This window comes from Pseudomonas sp. TE24901, assembly GCF_054058375.1.
In genome coordinates this window covers 32,958-50,743 of record NZ_JBSSAF010000024.1, presented here as the reverse complement: position 1 = coordinate 50,743, position 17,786 = coordinate 32,958, and the positions used below count along the sequence as shown (strand labels likewise).

The following is a 17,786-nucleotide window of genomic DNA, read 5'->3' as shown; positions in this document are numbered from 1 at the left end:
CCGACTGGCCTGCGCTACTGCATCAACTCGGTGTGCCTGGACCTCGTTCCGCGCTGATTCAACACCGTACCCGTAAGAGACCGGCTTGCCGGCGAGGGCGATCTCACGGACGCCATCGCCGGCAAGCCGGGCTCCTACAGGGGTGATTCAGTACACGCTGCCTGCGTAGGTGGCCTCGGGAGTGCCCTTGAATTTCCCTGCCAGCGCCTGCAACCCGCGCATCAACACCGTGGTGTCCACACCCACTGCCACAAACGTCGCGCCCAACTCGATATAGCGCCGCGCCAGGCTTTCATCGGCACTGAGGATCCCCGCCGCCTTGCCCGACTGCACGATGCGCCCGATGGCGTCTTCAATCGCCGCCTGCACCTCGGGATGCCCCGGATTACCCCGGTGTCCCATCGACGCACTCAAATCCGCCGGGCCGATGAACACGCCGTCCACGCCGTCCACGGCAGCAATCTCCTCCAGATTCGCCAGGCCTTCGCGGTTTTCGATCTGCACCAGCAGGCACATCTGTTCATCCGCCAGGTCGAGGTAACCCGGGATGCTGTTCCAGCGTGAAGCCCGCGCCAGGGCACTGCCCACCCCTCGAATCCCCTGAGGCGGGTAACGCATGGCGCGCACCAGTTCGCGGGCCTGAGCGGCGCTTTCGACCATGGGCACCAGCAGGGTCTGGGCGCCGATGTCCAGCAGTTGCTTGATCAGCCCACTGTCGCCGGTCACCGGGCGAATCAGCGCCTGGCTGGGGTAGGGCGCCACGGCCTGCAACTGGGCGAGCAGGCCTGGCAGCTGATTGGGCGCGTGTTCGCCGTCGATCAGCAGCCAGTCGAAACCGGCGTTGGCGGCCAACTCCGCGCAGTACGCATCGGCGAGGCCGAGCCACAGGCCTATCTGCACCTCACCGTTGTGCAGGCGTTGTTTGAAGCGGTTGATGGGCATGTCCATGGCAAACCTCCTGGGTTCAGACGAAGCGGCAGGCAATCGAGCCGAGCTGGTCGTAGTCGACGTGGAAGGTGTCGCCTGGGCGGGCTGCGACCGGGCGGGTGAAGGAACCGCCGAGAATCACCTGCCCGGGCAGCAGGGTCACGTCATAGGGCGCCAGCTTGTTCGCCAGCCAGGCCACGCCCTTGGCCGGGTGGTTAAGCACCGCCGCCGACACCCCGGATTCCTCGATCACACCATTGCGGTACAGCACGGCCGGTACCTTGCGCAGGTCGATCTCGGTGGGTCGTACCGCACGGCCGCCCAGCACCACGCCGGCATTGGCGGCGTTGTCGGAAATGGTGTCGAACACCTTGCGCGTGGCGTGGGTGTGGGGGTCGACCTGCTGGATGCGCGCGTCAATGATCTCCAATGCCGGGATCACCCATTCGGTGGCGTCGAGCACATCGAACACGGTGCAGTTAGGGCCCTTGAGCGGTTTGCCGAGAATGAACGCCAGCTCCACTTCCACCCTTGGCACGATGAAGCGTTCGAAGGGAATGTCGCTGCCTTCGTCGAAGAACATGTCGTCGAGCAACGCGCCGTAATCCGGTTCGGTGATGTTCGACGACACTTGCATGGCTCGCGAGGTCAGGCCGATCTTGTGGCCCTTCAACGTGCGCCCGTCCTTGATCTTCTGCGCGACCCAGGCGCGCTGGATTGCGTAGGCGTCCTCGATCGTGATGCCGGGGTAGTCGAGGGAAAACTGGCGCACCTGTTCGCGGCTGCGTTCGGCGCGGTCCAGGTGGGCAGCGGCGGCGAGGATTTGCGGGGAGTCGAGCATGGCGACGGTCCTTAGTGTGGGTTGACGATGGCGGCGTGGGTGCGCAGCACCAGCAGGCCGCCGAGGGCGATAAACAGGGCGAGTACGTAGAGGGCCAGGCTGGCGCTCTGGGTGGCGTCGCGCATCCAGCCGATCAGGTAGGGCGCGAGGAACGCGGCGACGCTGCCGAACGAGCTGATCATGGCGATGCCGGCCGCCTGGGTGGTGTCCGATAGAAACGCCGGGGGCAGTTGCCAGAACATCGGCAATGCGGCGCTGGCGCCCATGCCGGCCACCACCAGCCCGGCCATCACCAGCAGTGGGTTGTGCGGTGCCAGGCCGGCCACGGCGATGCCGACGGCGGCCATCAGCAACGGCACGCACAGGTGCCAGCGACGTTCACGATGGCGGTCGGACGAACGCCCGCAACCGATCATCAAGAAACACCCGGCCAGGTACGGCACGGCGCTGAGCAGGCCCACCTGGCTGTCGCGGCCGATGCCGGCGCCGTGGATCAGCGTGGGCATCCAGAACGCCAGGGTGTTCACCGCCAGCATCACCGCGAAATACACCGCCACCAGCAGCCACACCTGGGGGTCGCGCAGGATGCCGCCGAACGAGGTGATGGTCTTGCGCTGTTCTTCGCTGCGCAGTTGGATACTCAGTTGTCGCTTTTGCTCGGCGGTCAGCCAGTGCACCGAATCGAAACTGTCCGGCAACCCCTTGAGCACCACCAGCCCCAGCAACACCACTGGCAGGCCTTCGATCAGGAACATCCACTGCCAGCCGCGCAGCCCGCCAACCTCATGGAAGTGTTCGAGGATCGCCCCGGACAACGGCCCGCCCAGCACGCCGGCCATGGGCACGGCGATGGCGAACAAGGCGGTGACCTGGGCGCGGCGGCGAGCCGGGTACCAGCGGTTGAGGTACACCAGGATCCCCGGGAAAAACCCGGCCTCGGCCACCCCCAGCAAAAAGCGCAGCACATAGAAACCCCGGGCGCTCTCCACCCACAGCATGCCGGTGGACAACAGGCCCCACACCACCATCAGGCTAGCGATCCAGCGCCGGGGCCCGACGCGGTCCAGCGCCAGGTTGCTGGGCACGCCGAACAGTGCGTAGGCGATGAAGAACAGGCCGGCGCCAAAGCCGTAGACCGTGTCGCTGAAGTGCAGGTCGCTGCTCATCTGCATCTTGGCGAAGCCGATGTTGATGCGGTCCAGGTGGGCGAACAGGTAGCACACCAGCAACAGGGGCATCAGGCGCCAGGTGACTAAACGATGGGTGCGGTCGTGCTCGGCCAGCACGCGGCTGGCCGTGGTGTGGGCTGTGCTCATGATGTTGTACTTTTTGTCTGAGAGGCCGTGGATATAAATCCCTGTAGGGGCTGGCTTGTTGTGGCGAGCAAGCTTGCTTGCGCTGGGGGGCGAAGCGCCCCCAAAAAGCCGGCTCCAGCTGCGCTGTCGAACGGGACGATTCGACAAGCGTCCTCGCCACAACAAGCCAGTTCCTACAAGGGGGTGTGTTGGCTCAGGAAGGCGTGCACATTGTTCTGCTTGAAGTTGAGCTGCGGGTGCAGCTCGACCATCTCGAACGACAGCGCGAGTAAGCGTTGTGCCTGGAGTTCAGCGAAGTGCGTGGTGATCACCGCAAACACCGCCTCGGCCACCGCCTGGCGCGTGGGCAGGTCGCGGCCGTGGCCGACCTTGAGGGTCATGTGCACGAAGGCGTAGTCGTGTTTGCCATCGGCCATGCGCCAGGTGTCCAGGCGCACGCCACGGCTGCGGATGCCGCCCAGGGGGAACACGCCACTGTCCCCCAGCACGCGGTGGACCTTGTCAAACAGGCCGGGCAGGTCGGCCTGTGGTTCGATGTTGTCGGTGTACTCGGCGATAAAGTGCGGCATGGGTTTCTCCCAGGGTTACAGCGGGAAAATCGCGTTGATCTGGCCGGTGCCCGAGCTGCCGAACGGCGGCGTGATGATCTCGGCCGGCTTGGCGTAATCCGGCCCGCCGAGCAGCCCCAGAAGCATGGCGGTGTCGTGCATCTTGCCCTCGCCGAAGCAGTGCTCGGCGTAGTCGGGCAGCATGGCGCAGAACTCTTTGAAGCGGCCTTGCTTCCACATTTCCACCACGTGCAGGTCCACCTGCTTGTCGAATTCGCGGGTCCAGTTATGGATGTTCGCTTCGGCCTGGCGGTCGTCCGAGAAACGGTGGGACAAGGAACCGGAAGCCAGCACCAGCACCTTGCGATCACTCTTCTCGATGGCCCGGCGCACGGCGGCGCCAAACGCAAAGCTGTCTTCCAGGCGATGCCAGGCGCACCAGGCGGCGATGGAGATGACCTTGAATTTTTCATCTTCCGGCACGCCCATGTGCATGTAGCGCATGGGCACCAGGGTGCCGTATTCCAGCTCCAGGCTCGGGATGTTGTGGGCCATGCTGCGCACGCCGGCTTCGTTGGCTTCGGCGGCGATCAACTCGCCCAGCTCGGGGCAGCCGGGGTAGGCGTACTCCATGTTCTTGATGAAGTGCGGCAGCTCGTTGCTGGTGTAGGTGCCCTGGAACTGCGCGCCGCAGTTGACGTGGTAACCGCTGTTGACCAGCCAGTGCACGTCGAACACCACGGCGGTGTCGGCGCCCAGCTCACGGGCACGCCGGCCGATCTCCTTGTGCCCGGCAATCGCCGCTTCGCGACAGCCGTGATGCTTGCCGGGCAGTTCCGACAGGTACATCGACGGTACGTGGCAGATCTTCGCCGCCAGGACCACTTCGCCCATGATGATTCTCCTGAATAATTATTCTTGTGATGGTAATGAGATCCTTGTGGGAGCCGGGTTATACCCCCCACCGCGGGATGTGATGGCTGCCCATGGAAATGCACACGTTCTTGATCTCGGCAAACACTTCGAAGCTGTATTGCCCACCCTCACGGCCGGTGCCGGAGCCCTTGACCCCACCAAACGGCTGGCGCAGGTCGCGCACGTTCTGGCTGTTGATAAATACCATGCCGGCTTCGATTCCGCGCGCCAGGCGGTGGGCCTTGCCGATGTCCTGGGTCCAGATGTAGGAGGCCAGGCCGTATTCGGTGTCGTTGGCCAGTTGCAAGGCTTCGGCCTCGTCCTTGAACGGGATCAGGCACACCACTGGGCCGAAGATTTCTTCCTGGGCGATGCGCATCTTGTTGTTCACGTCGGCAAATACGGTCGGCTGGATGAACTGACCACGGCTCAGATGCGCCGGCAGGTTGGCCGGGCGCTCCAGGCCACCGGCGAGCAGGGTGGCGCCTTCTTCGAGGCCGATCTTGATGTAGCCGGTGACCTTGTCGTAATGCGCCTGGGTGATCATCGAGCCGACCTGGGTGTTCGGGTCTTGCGGGTCGCCGACGATCAAGCGTTTGGCGCGGGCGGCAAATTCGGCGACGAACTGCGGGTAGACGCTTTCCTGGATGAAAATGCGGCTGCCGGCGGTGCAGCGCTCGCCATTCAAGGAGAAGATGGTGAACAGTGCCGCGTCGAGGGCGCGTTCCAGGTCGGCGTCTTCGAAGATCAGCACCGGCGACTTGCCGCCCAGTTCCATGGAGTACTTCTTCAAGCCGGCGGTCTGCATGATCTTCTTGCCGGTGGCGGTGCCGCCGGTAAAGGAAATCGCCCGCACGTCGGGGTGACGCACCAGCGCATCACCGGCCGTGGCGCCGTAGCCCTGGATCACGTTGAGCACGCCGTTGGGAATCCCGGCTTCCACCGCCAGGCGCCCCAGTTCGTTGGCAGTCAGTGGTGACAGTTCCGACATCTTCAACACCGCCGTGTTGCCCAGGGCCAGGCATGGCGCGGTCTTCCAGGTGGCGGTCATGAACGGCACGTTCCACGGCGATACCAACCCGCACACGCCTACCGGTTGGTAGAGGGTGTAGTTGAGCATCTGGTCATCCACCGGGTAGCTGTGGCCGTCCATGCGTGTGCAGACTTCGGCGAAGAAATCGAAGTTGTGCGAAGCACGGGGGATCAGCACGTTCCTGGTCTGGTGGATCGGCAGGCCGGTGTCGAGGGTTTCCAGTTCGGCCAGGTGTGGCACGTTCTGCTCGATCAGTTCACCGAGCTTGCGCATCAGGCGTGCGCGCTCCTTGGCCGGGGTGTTGGCCCACTTGGGGAACGCATTCTTGGCGGCGGCGACCGCTTGGGCGACTTCTTCTGCGCCGCCGCTGGCTACCTCACCAATGGCTTCGCCGGTGGCCGGGTTGTAGTTGATGAATACGTCTTTGCTCTCGACCTCGCGGCCGTTGATCCAGTGTTTGATCATGTCGCTCACGCCTCTTTCCGGGCGGAGAAAAAGTCCGCCTCGCTGACAATTCGGTTGACCAGGCGGCCCACGCCTTCGACTTCCACCACCACTTCATCGCCGGGCACCACATCGGCCAGGCCTTCGGGGGTGCCGGTGGCGATCATGTCGCCGGGTTGCAGGGTCATGAAGCTCGACAGGTATTCGATGAGGTAGGGGATATCGAAAATCATGTCGCGGGTGCTGCCCTCCTGGCGCAGCTCACCGTTGATCCAGGTGCGCAGGGTCAGGTTGCTCGCATCGGGCACATCCGCCACGTCGACGATCCACGGGCCGACCGGGGTGGTGGCGTCGCGGTTTTTCACGCGCAGGTTGGGGCGGTAGTAGTTTTCCAGGTAGTCGCGGATCGCGTAGTCGTTACACACGGTGTAGCCGGCCAGGTAGTCCAGGGCGTCGGCACGCTTGACGTTGCGCGCGGCCTTGCCGATGACCGCCACCAGCTCGCACTCGTAGTGCATGTAGGCAACGTTGTCCGGGCGCCAGGTGACTTGGCGGTGGCCGGTGTAGGTGCCGACGGACTTGATGAAGACCAGCGGTTCGGTCGGTGGGGTGAAGGCCAGTTCGGCGGCGTGGTCGGCGTAGTTCAAGCCCAGGGCGAACATGCTGCCGGTGGCCGGTGGTAGCCACTCGACCTGGTCCTCGGCGAGCAGGCGCCCGTCGCTCAGGCGCACGGCGTTGTCGGCCTCGACCGTCACGGCATGGATTTCATGTTCATAGCGGATGCGGGCGTGTTTCATGCTGGGGTCTCCGCCTGGATCTGGTTGGTCAGGCGACCTACGCCGCTGATCTCGACGTCAACCCTGTCGCCCGGCACTACATCCACGCGGCCTTCGGGCGTGCCGGTGATCAGCACGTCGCCAGGGTGCAGGGTCATGAACTCGCTGATTTCGGCGATCAACTGCGGGATGTCTCGCACCCAATTCGCGGTGGAGTTTTCCTGGCGCAGTTCACCGTTGACCCACAGTTTCAGGCTCAACTGATTGGCGTTTGCCACCTGATCACGTGGAACCAGTTGCGGCCCCAACGCGCAGAACCCATCGCGGCATTTGGCTTTGACGGCAGGGCGGTAGTAGCTGTCTTCCGGCAGGCTGAACTCGTTGACCACCACATAGCCGGCCACATGGGCCATGGCATTTTCCAGGCTGACACGGCTGGCGCGTTCGCCGATCACCACACCCAGCGCCGGGCCGGGTTGCAGGCGCTCGCCCTGGGGGTGCAACACCACACCAGCGTGCTCGTTGCGCGTATTCGGGGTCTTGATAAACAGCACCGGCTTGGTGGGCGGCTTCTGGTAGGGCGCCTGCTGGAAGGCGGCGAGATGCTGGTCCAGCAGGCCCTGGTAGTTCAGCGCAACGCCGAACAGGGTGCCGCTGGCAACATCATGCAGGGTACGGCTCATGCGTTTCTCCTGGCGGTGGCGACTGCTGCATAGGCAGTTCGTTAATGTGTTAACGTTATAATTAATATGTTAACAACCGTCAAGCATGGCAAAATCCAGGCGCACTCCAATAACAACAAGGGGGCAGCGTGCAGCCTATTCCCAACATCAACATCGGGCAGGTCTACGACCAGCGTTACAGCGACGCCGAGGTGCATTACGACAAGCTCGGCAACCTGGCGGGTTTTTTCGGGCGCAACATGCCCGTGCACCGGCATGACCGGTTTTTCCAGGTGCATTACGTGAAGAGTGGCGCGGTGCGGGTGTATCTGGATGACCGCCAGTACGTGGAATCGGGGCCGATGTTTTTTCTCACGCCGCCCACCGTGCCCCACGCCTTCGTCACCGAAGCGGACGCCGACGGCCATGTGCTGACGGTGCGCCAGCAATTGGTGTGGGCCTTGATCGACGCCGATCCCAGCCTGGCCTCCGGCGCCGCTTGTGTGGCGTTGACCGGCGGCGACCAGGGGCTGGATGCGCTGTTCGAAGACTTGAACGACGAGATCAACGCCCAGCGGCCCGGGCGCGCCGCCGCGCTGGACAGCCTCACGCGGCTGATCATGCTTCGCCTGCTGCGCCTGTGCGCCCATTCCTTGCCGTCACGCCCGACGCGGCACGAAGACCTGCGCATCTTTCATCGCTTCAACGAACTGATCGAGGCCCATTACCTGGAACACTGGCCGCTGGCGCGCTACGCCGAGGGGATCGGCGTGACCGAGGCGCGCCTCAATGAGGTGTGCCGACGCCTGGCCGACCTGCCGTCCAAGCGCTTGATCCTGGAACGGGTGATGCAGGAAGCCAAGCGCCTGCTGCTGTTTACCGGCAGCTCGGCCAACGAGATCTGCTACCAGCTGGGGTTCAAGGACCCGGCCTATTTCAGCCGGTTTTTCCTTCGTTATGCGCAGGTGACGCCGGGGGAGTATCGGCTGCGGCAGTCGGGTTTGCGCTGACATCCCAGGCGCCGCCCAGCGCCGTGTACAGGTTCACCTCCGCCACCAGCTGCGCCAGCCGGTCGACGATCAGCGCCTGCTGGGAGGCGAACAGCGACCGCTGCGCATCGAGGAACGTCAGGTTGCTGTCGACGCCGCTGCGGTAGCGGTGCTGCGCCAGGTCGTAGTAGGCCTGGTTGGCGGCGACGAAATCACGTTGCGCGGCCAACTGGTCGTTGAAGGTCTGGCGCGCAGCGAGGCCGTCGGCGACTTCCTGGAAGGCGGTCTGGATGGACTTTTCGTACTGCGCCACGCCGATGTCTTTTTGCAGCTTCGCGTAGTCGAGGCTGGCGCGCAGGCTGCCGGCGTTGAAGATCGGCAGGTTGATCTGCGGCTGGAATGTCCAGGTGCCCGCACCGCCCTTGAACAGCCCCGACAGTTCGTTGCTGGTACTGCCGGCGTTGGCGGTCAGGCTGATCGACGGGAAGAATGCTGCCCGGGCGGCGCCGATGTTCGCGTTGGCGGCCTGCAGCTGGTATTCGGCTTGCAGGATGTCCGGGCGCCGTCGCAGCAGGTCCGACGGCAGGCCGGCCGGCACACGCGCCACCAGGTCGTCGGCCAGCGGGCGTGACGGCAGGCGCTCATCCACCGGGCCGCCAACCAGCAGCGCGAGGCTGTTGAGGTCCTGGGCCACTTGGCGTTCATAACGGGCCACGCTGGCACGGGTGCTCTCGACCGCGGTGCGGGCTTGCACTGCATCCAGCGCCGAGGCTTTGCCGGCGCTTTTGCTGCGGCGGGTCAGCTGCCAGCTGTGATCGTTGGCGACCAGCGTCTGCTGGGCCAGGGCCAGCAGTTCCTGATCAGCGCGCCAGGTCAGGTAGGCATTGGCGACGTTGGCCACCAGGCTCAATTGTGCACTGCGGCGTGCCTCTTCGGTGCCCAAGTAGGTGAGCATCGCCTGTTCACTGAGGCTGCGCACGCGGCCGAACAGGTCCAGCTCATACGCGCTGATGCCCAGGGTGGCGGAGTAGTTGGAGGTGATCGCGGGTTTGCCGGTGCCGGTGACGTCGCCCGGCAGCCGCTGGCGTTTGCCGGCCCCCGTGGCAGACACCGCCGGGAACAGGTCCGCACGCTGGATGCGGTATTGCGCCTGGAAGGCCTCCACATTCAGCGCTGCCACCCGCAGGTCGCGGTTATTGGCCAATGCGTCGCCGATCAACTGCTGCAGGGCCGGGTCGTGGAACAGTTGCCGCCAGTCCGGCGTGATTGCCACGGTGCCAGCCTGCGCCAGGCGGTAAATGCCATTCTGCGGGAACTGTGCCGGCACCGGCGCCTCGGGGCGCTGGTACTCGGGGATCAACGAACAGCCGCCAAGCATCCAGGCCAGGCCAACGCCGGTAAGGGTCAGTCTGTTCATCAGGCGCCCACCATCCATTTGGCCAGGCCATGGCGGCCGCTCACGCCCAACTTGGCGGCGGCGCGCTTGAGGTAGGTCTCGATCGAACTGTTTTTCACGCTGAGTTTTTCCGCCATTTGCGGCACGGTGCCGCCGGTCAGCAAGCCCAGGCACACTTCCTGCTCCCGGGCCGACAGGGTGATGTCGCTGAGGGACAAGCGTTTGTAGAACTCACGTTGCAACTGTGACTGTTCCAGCAAGCGGTGCGCAGGTTCAGTGGAGGCGGGCGGCGCCTGACGCAGGATCTGTGCGTGGCGCTCCATCAACGGCAACAGCGTCTCCGACAGGCTCTTGAGAAACGACAGTTCCGCCAGGGAAAATCCGCGCTGGCCCGGCAAACGGTACAGCGAAATCACACAGCGCCGGTTGCCCTGGCGTGACACCAGGTTGCACTGGTGCGACGTGCCGCGCAGGTGCGTGCTCTTGGCCTTGGCCTTCATCTGGATCAGCAGCGGGTCCTGCATGCCGAGCATTTCCCGCAGCAGCGGGTGGTCGTTGAGCGAATGCAGTGTCTGGGACGTCGGCAGGTCCTTGTTCAGGCCCGCACTGCCCAGCAGCTTGATGTCGAGCGCGCTGTCGCGAGGTTCGTCGAGGGTCCATTCACTCAAGTCCACCAGGTGAATCGGCACCCATTTGTCCACGAGGTGCAGCATCTTGCTGGCAAATTCCTCGTGGCCGCTGGTGGAAATCAACTCGCCCATTTCGGCGTAGAAATGCGGGCTTTCCGTGTTGTTGATGCTGCGCGTCAAACTCATAGCCATCTCATCCTTGAAGTCGTACACCGTCAACGGACTCCCTGGGCCTCTGCGGGGTCGATCCGTTCCTCATGAACGTGAGTCGGCGCTCGAGATGTCATTTAGCCAGGGGATTTGTCCTACGTATGTAGCGGGAACGTGGGACACAAGCTGCCATAAAAACATCGTCATTAATTCGACGTTTCTGACGGCCTATTCCGCCGAAGAAATTTCACTCAGGGTATTTAGAGTTTTTTAACTATATGAAAAATAAAGTAAAAAATTATATGTGGGGCAAATTTGGTAAAGGTGACATCGGCCAGATATAGCCAATTTCCTACACTCATTTAATCGATTCAGCAGTGAACCATCAGCAGGCCCCGTTTCCATCCGTTTGGGTGTCCGGGTTTCGGGTGACAGACAGTCCCCCACCCCCATGCTCAAATCCGGCAATTTCGGCCTCCCTGCGCGGCCAGTGCCTGCCCCCCATGAGAAGGATCTTATGAAGCATTTCCCCAGCCTGCCGGCCAGCTTCCCCCTCACCGCTGCGCAACAGGACATCTGGCTCGACCAACTGCGTGCAGGCGACTCACCGCTGTACAACATCGGCGGTTATGTCGATTTCGCCGGCGCGGTGGTGCCTGATCGGATTCAGCGCGCCATCGAGCAGTTGGTCGCCAAGCACGACGCCTTGCGTACCCAATTGCACAGCGATGCCGATGGCCTGCCTCGGCAAACCTTCGTCAGCGAATTGCCGGTCGAAGTGGCCCTGCATGATTTTTCCGCGCTGCCCGACCCGTCGGCCGCCGCCCAGGCCTTGATGCAGGCGCATATGGCCCGGCCGTATACCATGGAGGGAGAGCCGCTGTTCCGGTTTTTCCTGGTCAAGCTCGACGACAACCACTATCGCCTGGGCACGCAAGCTCACCACCTGATCCTCGACGGCTGGGGCTTCGGCCAAATGCTGCAATCCCTGGCCCGCTTGTACACCGACCTGGAGCACGGGCGGCAACCCGAGCCGCTGGCGCCGTCCTATGTCGACTTTATCGAGGCCGACCAGCGTTACCATCAGTCGCCACGCTACGCCCGTGACCGTGCCTATTGGCTGGGCAAGTACCAGGCGCTGCCGGAGCCGTTGCTCACACCCCGGCACAGCGCGCAAACCGCCAGTAATACCCTCGTGCAAGCGTTTCCCGTGGCCTTGCTCGACCGCATGGAGCACGTGGCCAACCGTTACCAGGCGTCGGCGTTCCATGTGCTGCTGGCGGCGATGTACGTGTATTTCACCCGTACTCACCAGCGCGATGAGTGGGCAGTGGGGTTGCCAATCCTCAATCGCTCCAACGCACGGTTCCGTTCCACCGTCGGGTTGTTCACCCAGGTCAGTGCGGTGCGTTTTCAGTTCAGCGAAGCGCTGCCGTTCAGCGCCCTGGTGCGCGGTGTGCGTGACCAGCTCAAGCAGGACTTCCGCCACCAGCGCTTCCCCTTGAGCGAGATGAACCGCGAACTGGGCCTGCGCCGTGCGGATCGCGGCCAGTTGTTCGACCTGTCGGTGTCGTTCGAGCAGGACGACCATGACCTGCGCTACGGCCAGGTCCAGGCGCGGGCGGTCAAGGTGTCCAACCTGCATGAGCCGCTGCCCCTCGCCATCCACTTGCGCAGCAACCGCTACCAGGACACCGCGTGCCTGCATTGCGTTTACAACGAAGCCTATTTGCAGCACGACGAAGTCCAGGCACTGGCGCAGCGCTTTACCTGGTTGCTGGAACAGGGGCTGGAAGACACCGGGTTGAAAGTCGGCGAATTCTCCCTCGTGACGCCTGCTGAACAGGCGCTGCTGCAACGGTGGAACGCCACCGCCCAACCCAACAGTGAACCCCAGACCCTGCACGGGCGTATCGAGGCCCAGGCGGCCCGTACACCGGAGGCCATCGCGGCGATTTACCAGGGCCGGAACCTGACCTACGCCCAGCTCAATCAACAAGCCAATGCGTTGGCCCATCGCCTGCTGGAACACGGCGTGAAACCGGATGACCGCGTGGTGATCCTGGCCCGGCGCAGCCTGGAAACCCTGGTGGGGTTGCTGGCGATTCTCAAGTCCGGCGCCTGCTATGTGCCGGTGGACCCGGCGCATCCGGCCGAGCGCCTGAATTACCTGGTGCAAGACAGTGCCCCGGTGGTGGTGCTGACCCAGCACGACCTGCTGCACCGGCTGCCGGCATCGAACGTGCCGGTGATCGAACTGGACCGCCCGACCTTCCACCTGGGCAGCAACCCCCGGGTGGCCGTCACCTCGTCCAACCTGGCCTATGTGATCTACACCTCGGGCTCCACGGGCTTGCCCAAGGGCGTGATGGTCGAGCACCACACCGTGTCGAACCTGGTGGACTGGCACTGCCAGGCGTTCCACCTGCACGCCGGCAGCCACACCGCCAGCGTCGCCGGGTTCGGCTTTGACGCGATGGCCTGGGAAGTCTGGCCGGCGCTGTGCGTGGGCGCGACGTTGCACCTGCCACCCGCCCACGAGGGCGCAGAAGACATCGACGCGCTGCTGAGCTGGTGGCAAGCGCAGCCGCTGCACGTGTGCTTCCTGCCCACGCCCGTGGCCGAGTACGCCTTCAGCCAGCGCCTGGAACACCCGACCCTGCACACGTTGCTGATCGGCGGTGATCGCCTGCGTGCGTTCACTCGGGCGCAGACGTTTGATGTGATCAACAACTATGGGCCCACCGAGGCCACGGTGGTCGCGACGTCGGGCCGCGTGGACATCGGCCGGCCGTTGCACATTGGCGGGCCGATCGCCAATGCCCGGGTGTACCTGCTCGACGAGCAACAGCGCCCGGTGCCGCTCGGCGCGGCGGGGGAACTCTACGTAGGCGGCAAGGGGGTGGCGCGGGGTTACCTGAACCGCCCCGAACTCAGCGCCGAGCGCTTCCTCGACGACCCCTTCAACGAGGGCCGCATGTACCGCACCGGCGACCTGGCGCGCTGGCTGCCCGACGGCAACCTCGACTACCTGGGGCGCAACGATGACCAGGTGAAAATCCGTGGGGTGCGAATCGAGCTGGGCGAAATCGAATCGGCCCTGACGACCCATCTCCAGGTCCAGGAAGCCGTGGTGCAGTACCGCGACGGTCAACTGCTGGCCTGGTTCGTCCCGCGTGAACCGGTGGCCATCGAAGCCCTGCGAGCTCATTTGCAGGCCACGTTGCCGGACTACATGCTGCCGGCGGCCTACATGGCACTCGATACGCTGCCGCTGACCGCCAACGGCAAACTCGACCGCAAGGCCCTGCCGGCGCCGACCCAGGAGGCCTTCGTCACCCGCCGCTATGAAGCGCCGCTCCCCGGCGTGGAAACCCTGCTGGCAGAGATCTGGGCCGAGCTGTTGCAGGTGCAGCAGATCGGTCGTCATGACCATTTCTTCGAGCTGGGCGGGCATTCGTTGCTGGCGGTGCAACTGGTGCAGCGCATGCGCCAAGTGGGGTTGCGCGCCGATGTGCAGGTGCTGTTCGGCCAGCCGACCCTGGCGGCATTGGCAGCGGCGAGTGCGGCCGGCGACGTGGAGGCAACCGAACTGGCCGGCCCGGACCCTGCCAGCCTGGCGCGCATTGTTGCGAGCATTCCCGGTGGCGCGGAAAACATACAAGACATCTACCCACTGGCCCCGTTGCAGGAAGGCTTGCTCTACCACCACATCACCGATGAACACGACCCGTATCAGCAGCAGGCCCTGTTCAGCTTTGCCCGTCGCGACCAGTTGGAGGCTTTTGCGCAAGCCCTGCAACAGGTGATCAACCGCCACGATATCCTGCGCACCAGCCTGGTCTGGGACGCGCTCGAACAACCGATGCAGGTGGTGTGGCGCACCGCGCAGTTGCGCGTCGAACCCATGGGCGAACACCCAGCGCCGCTGGACTTGCGCCAGGCGCCGCTGATGGCCTTGGACTACGCCGAAGAACCCCACGCGCAACGCTGGGTCGCGCGGCTGCGCTTCCACCATTTGGTCAATGACGCCACGTCCACCACGATCCTGATGCAGGAAATCCGTGCCCACTTGCTGGGTCAGCAGGCGCAGCTGCCGGCGCCGGTGCCGTATCGCAACGTGGTGGTGCAGGCCCGCTCACCGGCCCGGCAAGCGGCGCACGAGGGGTTTTTCCGCGAGCAGCTGGGGGACGTGGACGAGCCGACCCTGGCGTTTGGCTTGCAGGAGCGCCAGGCGGATCGGGCACAGACCGAAGAGGCTGAACACCCATTGAGCGATCAGCTCAATCAGCGCTTGCGCAGCCAGGCGCGTGGCCTGGGGGTCAGCGTCGCCAGTCTGTTCCACCTGGCCTGGGCCCAAGTACTCGGCCGGGTCAGCAGTCGTGACGACGTGGTGTTCGGCACCGTGTTGCTCGGCCGCTTGCAGGCGGGTGAGGGCGCCGACCGCGCCCTGGGCATGTTCATCAACACCTTGCCCTTGCGCTTGCGGCTGGCCGGCCAGAGCGTGACCGATGCACTGCGCGACACCCACGCGCGGCTCAGCGCGTTGCTGGTCCACGAGCAGGCCTCCCTGGCCCTGGCCCAGCGTTGCAGCAGCGCCTCGCCGCTGTTCAACAGCTTGCTCAACTACCGCCATACCGACGCCGAGCGCGACCTGACCCTGGTGCCGGGCATCGCCTTGATCAGCAGCGAAGACATCCTCAGCTACCCGCTGATGCTCACCGTGGACGACACCGCCAGTGGCTTCCTGATCAAGGCCAAGGCTCCGCGCAAGGTGGGGGCCGAGCGCCTGCTGGACTACCTGGAAACCGTGCTGATCCACCTGGCGGACGCGCTGGAGCAAGCGCCGCAAACGCCATTGCGCGAGGTGCCGGTGTTGCCCGCCGGTGAACTGAACACCCTGCTGCTGGACTTCAACGCCACCGAGACCGACTACCCCGACACCCTCACCGTGCAAGCGCTGTTCGAAGCCCATGCGCGGCATACTCCCCACGCCATTGCCGTGCAGGCCGGCGAGCGGCAGCTCACCTATCGCGAACTCAACGAGCGCGCGAACCGGCTCGCCTTCTACCTGCGCGAGCGCGGTGTGCAGCCGGACGCGCGGGTGGCGCTGTGCGTCGAACGCGGGCTGGACCTGGTGGTGGGCTTGCTGGCCATCCTCAAGGCGGGCGGCGCCTATGTGCCGCTGGACCCGGGCTACCCCCGCGAGCGGCTCGCCTACATGCTGCAAGACAGCCAGCCGGTGGCGCTGCTGGTGCACGCGGCGACTCGTGACCTTACGGGTGACGTATCGATTCCGGTCATCGACTTCGACCACTGCGCCTGGAGCCAGGCGCCCAGCGGCAACCCGTTGGTGCCGGGCCTGAGCGTCGCCAACCTGGCATACGTGATGTACACCTCCGGCTCCACCGGCACGCCCAAGGGCGTGATGATCGAGCATCGCGGCCTGGGCAACCTGATGCACTGGGGCTCCCGGCTGTGCCCGAACGCTGAAGGCGGGGCGTTGTTGCAGCGTGCGCCGTTCAGCTTCGACGGTTCGGTGTGGGAGCTGTTCTGGCCGCTCACCAACGGCATGCGCCTGGTGCTGGCGCGGCCCGACGGCCACCGCGAACCGGCTTACCTGGCACAGGTGATTCGCGAGCAGCAGATCACGGTGATCAAGTTCGTGCCGGCGATGTTGCAGCAGTTCCTTGAGTTGGAAGAGTCTGCCTTGTGCACCAGCCTCACTGACGTGCTGTGTGGCGGTGGCGAACTCACCGAAGCCCTGGCCCGGGGCGTGCAGGCCCGCTTGCCCAACGTGCGTTTGCATAACGTCTACGGCCCGACCGAAGCCACGGTGGACAGCAGCGCCTGGACGCTGGAGCCCGGCGCGCCGGTGCCGGCGTTGCAGTTGCCGATTGGCCGAGCGATAGACAACACGCGCCTGTATGTGCTCGATGAGCACGATGCGCCAGTGCCGATGGGTGTCAGCGGCCAACTGCACATTGGTGGGGTAGGGGTTGCCCGTGGTTACCTGGGGTTGGTGCAACTGACGGCCGAGCGCTTTATCGACAGCCCGTTTGTCGAGGGTGATCGCCTGTATCGCACCGGCGACCTGGTGCGTTATCTGCCGGATGGCAACCTCGAATTCCTTGGGCGCAATGACTTCCAGGTGAAGTTGCGCGGGGTGCGCCTGGAGCTGGGGGAAATCGAGTCACGGTTGGCGGCGCACCCGGCGTTGCGCGAAGTGGCGGTGTTGATCCGGGATGAGCGCCTGGTGGCGTATTTCACCGTGCGAGGGGAGGCGCCGACGTTGGAGGCGTTGCGCACACATGTGCTGGCGCAGTTGCCCGAGTACATGGTGCCTGCGGCGTTTGTGCAGTTGGAGGCGCTGCCACTGAATCCGGCGGGTAAGCTGGACCGCAAGGCCCTGCCGGAGCCGGGGTTGGAGTCGGTGCTCAGCCGGGCTTATGAAGCGCCGGTTGGCGAGGTGGAGACCTTGATGGCGGGCATCTGGGCCGATGTCCTGAAGCTGGAGCGGGTGGGGCGGCATGACCACTTCTTTGAGTTGGGTGGGCATTCGTTGCTGGCGGTGAACTTGGTGGCTCGTTTGCGCAAGGCGGGGTTGGAGGTGGATGCGCGTACCTTGTTCAGCCAGCCGACGTTGGCGCAATTGGCGGCTTGCACGGTGGCGCAGGTGCAGCGGGTGGAAGTGCCTGAGACTGCCATTCCGCAGCTCAATCGCCGGCGTCGTATCTAAGGCCTGGCACAAACTGTAGGAGCCGAACGCACACTGTGGGAGCTGGCTTGCCGGCGATGGCGGTTTGTTCGTGTACATATCCATTGCTGCGGTAACGGCTACTTAGGGTTCCGCTCTTACAGCGGGTCACTTTTTGAAGAGCGCAAAAAGTAACCAAAAACGCTTCGCCCCACCACTCGGCACCTCGCCTAGGCTCGGTGTTCCCTCACTCCGGCTTGAATCCGTGGGCCGCCGCCACGCGCCATCCATGGCGCGGGGCGGCTAACCCGGCGTCCTGCCGGGTTGCCCACGGATTCAAGCCTGCGTTCGGCCAGCGTGGTTGACGGGGCGCCTCAGATCAAAATCAAAAGCGACTCGCTACGCATCGTGGATGCGTTTTTTTCCTCTGTAGGAGCCGGCTTGCCGGCGATGGCGCCGGACC

12 protein-coding genes are annotated in these 17,786 nt (G+C 64.5%); 2 read left to right on the top strand and 10 right to left on the bottom strand.

Annotated features, from left to right (window positions below):
- Window positions 1-147: 147 nt before the first annotated feature.
- From hpaI to ACVWVP_RS30005, 8 genes are all read right to left on the bottom strand, one after another.
- Window positions 148-948, bottom strand: coding sequence for a 4-hydroxy-2-oxoheptanedioate aldolase (gene hpaI / locus ACVWVP_RS30040; RefSeq protein WP_457409709.1), 801 nt, complete (start codon window positions 946-948; stop codon window positions 148-150).
- A 16-nt stretch (window positions 949-964) separates the two neighbouring features.
- Window positions 965-1,768 carry a 2-oxo-hept-4-ene-1,7-dioate hydratase gene (gene hpaH, locus ACVWVP_RS30035; protein WP_259175441.1) on the bottom strand — a complete coding sequence of 268 codons (804 nt, stop codon included), beginning with the start codon at window positions 1,766-1,768 and terminating at the stop codon, window positions 965-967.
- A gap of 11 nt (window positions 1,769-1,779) precedes the next feature.
- The gene (locus tag ACVWVP_RS30030; RefSeq protein WP_457409704.1) at window positions 1,780-3,084 is read right to left on the bottom strand and encodes an MFS transporter; all 1,305 of its coding nucleotides are present in this window, start codon (window positions 3,082-3,084) and stop codon (window positions 1,780-1,782) included.
- Between the two features lie 173 nt (window positions 3,085-3,257).
- Window positions 3,258-3,653, bottom strand: coding sequence for a 5-carboxymethyl-2-hydroxymuconate isomerase (locus ACVWVP_RS30025; protein WP_457409701.1), 396 nt, complete (start codon window positions 3,651-3,653; stop codon window positions 3,258-3,260).
- A 15-nt stretch (window positions 3,654-3,668) separates the two neighbouring features.
- Window positions 3,669-4,526 (bottom strand): 3,4-dihydroxyphenylacetate 2,3-dioxygenase, encoded by an 858-nt coding sequence (gene hpaD, locus ACVWVP_RS30020; protein ID WP_178923158.1) that lies wholly within the window; start codon window positions 4,524-4,526, stop codon window positions 3,669-3,671.
- Window positions 4,527-4,584: 58 nt separating this feature from the next.
- Window positions 4,585-6,045, bottom strand: a complete 1,461-nt coding sequence (gene hpaE, locus ACVWVP_RS30015; protein ID WP_178923228.1) for a 5-carboxymethyl-2-hydroxymuconate semialdehyde dehydrogenase — start codon at window positions 6,043-6,045, stop codon at window positions 4,585-4,587.
- A gap of 5 nt (window positions 6,046-6,050) precedes the next feature.
- On the bottom strand, window positions 6,051-6,821 hold the full coding sequence (locus ACVWVP_RS30010) for a fumarylacetoacetate hydrolase family protein (RefSeq protein WP_457409699.1): 771 nt from the start codon (window positions 6,819-6,821) through the stop codon (window positions 6,051-6,053).
- Window positions 6,818-7,483: a fumarylacetoacetate hydrolase family protein gene (locus ACVWVP_RS30005; RefSeq protein ID WP_457409697.1), complete on the bottom strand. Its 666-nt coding sequence runs from the start codon at window positions 7,481-7,483 to the stop codon at window positions 6,818-6,820. Before ACVWVP_RS30005 ends, ACVWVP_RS30010 begins: the two co-directional genes overlap by 4 nt.
- Before the next feature lie 128 nt (window positions 7,484-7,611).
- Here ACVWVP_RS30005 and hpaA point away from each other — a divergent pair, with 128 nt between their 5' ends.
- Window positions 7,612-8,472, top strand: coding sequence for a 4-hydroxyphenylacetate catabolism regulatory protein HpaA (gene hpaA, locus ACVWVP_RS30000; protein ID WP_457409695.1), 861 nt, complete (start codon window positions 7,612-7,614; stop codon window positions 8,470-8,472).
- On the opposite strand, the gene adeC is transcribed toward hpaA, so the two are convergent.
- Both adeC and ACVWVP_RS29990 read right to left on the bottom strand, forming a co-directional pair.
- Window positions 8,399-9,868, bottom strand: a complete 1,470-nt coding sequence (gene adeC / locus ACVWVP_RS29995) for an AdeC/AdeK/OprM family multidrug efflux complex outer membrane factor (RefSeq protein ID WP_457409693.1) — start codon at window positions 9,866-9,868, stop codon at window positions 8,399-8,401. The two genes, hpaA and adeC, sit on opposite strands and share 74 nt — an antisense overlap.
- Window positions 9,868-10,662, bottom strand: coding sequence for a helix-turn-helix transcriptional regulator (locus ACVWVP_RS29990; RefSeq protein ID WP_178923178.1), 795 nt, complete (start codon window positions 10,660-10,662; stop codon window positions 9,868-9,870). The genes adeC and ACVWVP_RS29990 overlap by 1 nt, the downstream gene beginning before the upstream one ends.
- A gap of 481 nt (window positions 10,663-11,143) precedes the next feature.
- On the opposite strand from ACVWVP_RS29990, the gene ACVWVP_RS29985 reads away from it, so the two are divergent.
- Window positions 11,144-17,365: an amino acid adenylation domain-containing protein gene (locus ACVWVP_RS29985; RefSeq protein ID WP_457409691.1), complete on the top strand. Its 6,222-nt coding sequence runs from the start codon at window positions 11,144-11,146 to the stop codon at window positions 17,363-17,365.
- The last annotated feature ends 421 nt before the right edge of the window (window positions 17,366-17,786 follow it).

Coding starts and splice junctions, on each gene's coding strand:
- hpaI (WP_457409709.1), bottom strand. CDS start 948: ATGGACATGCCCATCAACCGCTTCAAACAACGCCTGCACAACGGTGAG.
- hpaH (WP_259175441.1), bottom strand. CDS start 1,768: ATGCTCGACTCCCCGCAAATCCTCGCCGCCGCTGCCCACCTGGACCGC.
- ACVWVP_RS30030 (WP_457409704.1), bottom strand. CDS start 3,084: ATGAGCACAGCCCACACCACGGCCAGCCGCGTGCTGGCCGAGCACGAC.
- ACVWVP_RS30025 (WP_457409701.1), bottom strand. CDS start 3,653: ATGCCGCACTTTATCGCCGAGTACACCGACAACATCGAACCACAGGCC.
- hpaD (WP_178923158.1), bottom strand. CDS start 4,526: ATGGGCGAAGTGGTCCTGGCGGCGAAGATCTGCCACGTACCGTCGATG.
- hpaE (WP_178923228.1), bottom strand. CDS start 6,045: ATGATCAAACACTGGATCAACGGCCGCGAGGTCGAGAGCAAAGACGTA.
- ACVWVP_RS30010 (WP_457409699.1), bottom strand. CDS start 6,821: ATGAAACACGCCCGCATCCGCTATGAACATGAAATCCATGCCGTGACG.
- ACVWVP_RS30005 (WP_457409697.1), bottom strand. CDS start 7,483: ATGAGCCGTACCCTGCATGATGTTGCCAGCGGCACCCTGTTCGGCGTT.
- adeC (WP_457409693.1), bottom strand. CDS start 9,868: ATGAACAGACTGACCCTTACCGGCGTTGGCCTGGCCTGGATGCTTGGC.
- ACVWVP_RS29990 (WP_178923178.1), bottom strand. CDS start 10,662: ATGAGTTTGACGCGCAGCATCAACAACACGGAAAGCCCGCATTTCTAC.
- ACVWVP_RS29985 (WP_457409691.1), top strand. CDS start 11,144: ATGAAGCATTTCCCCAGCCTGCCGGCCAGCTTCCCCCTCACCGCTGCG.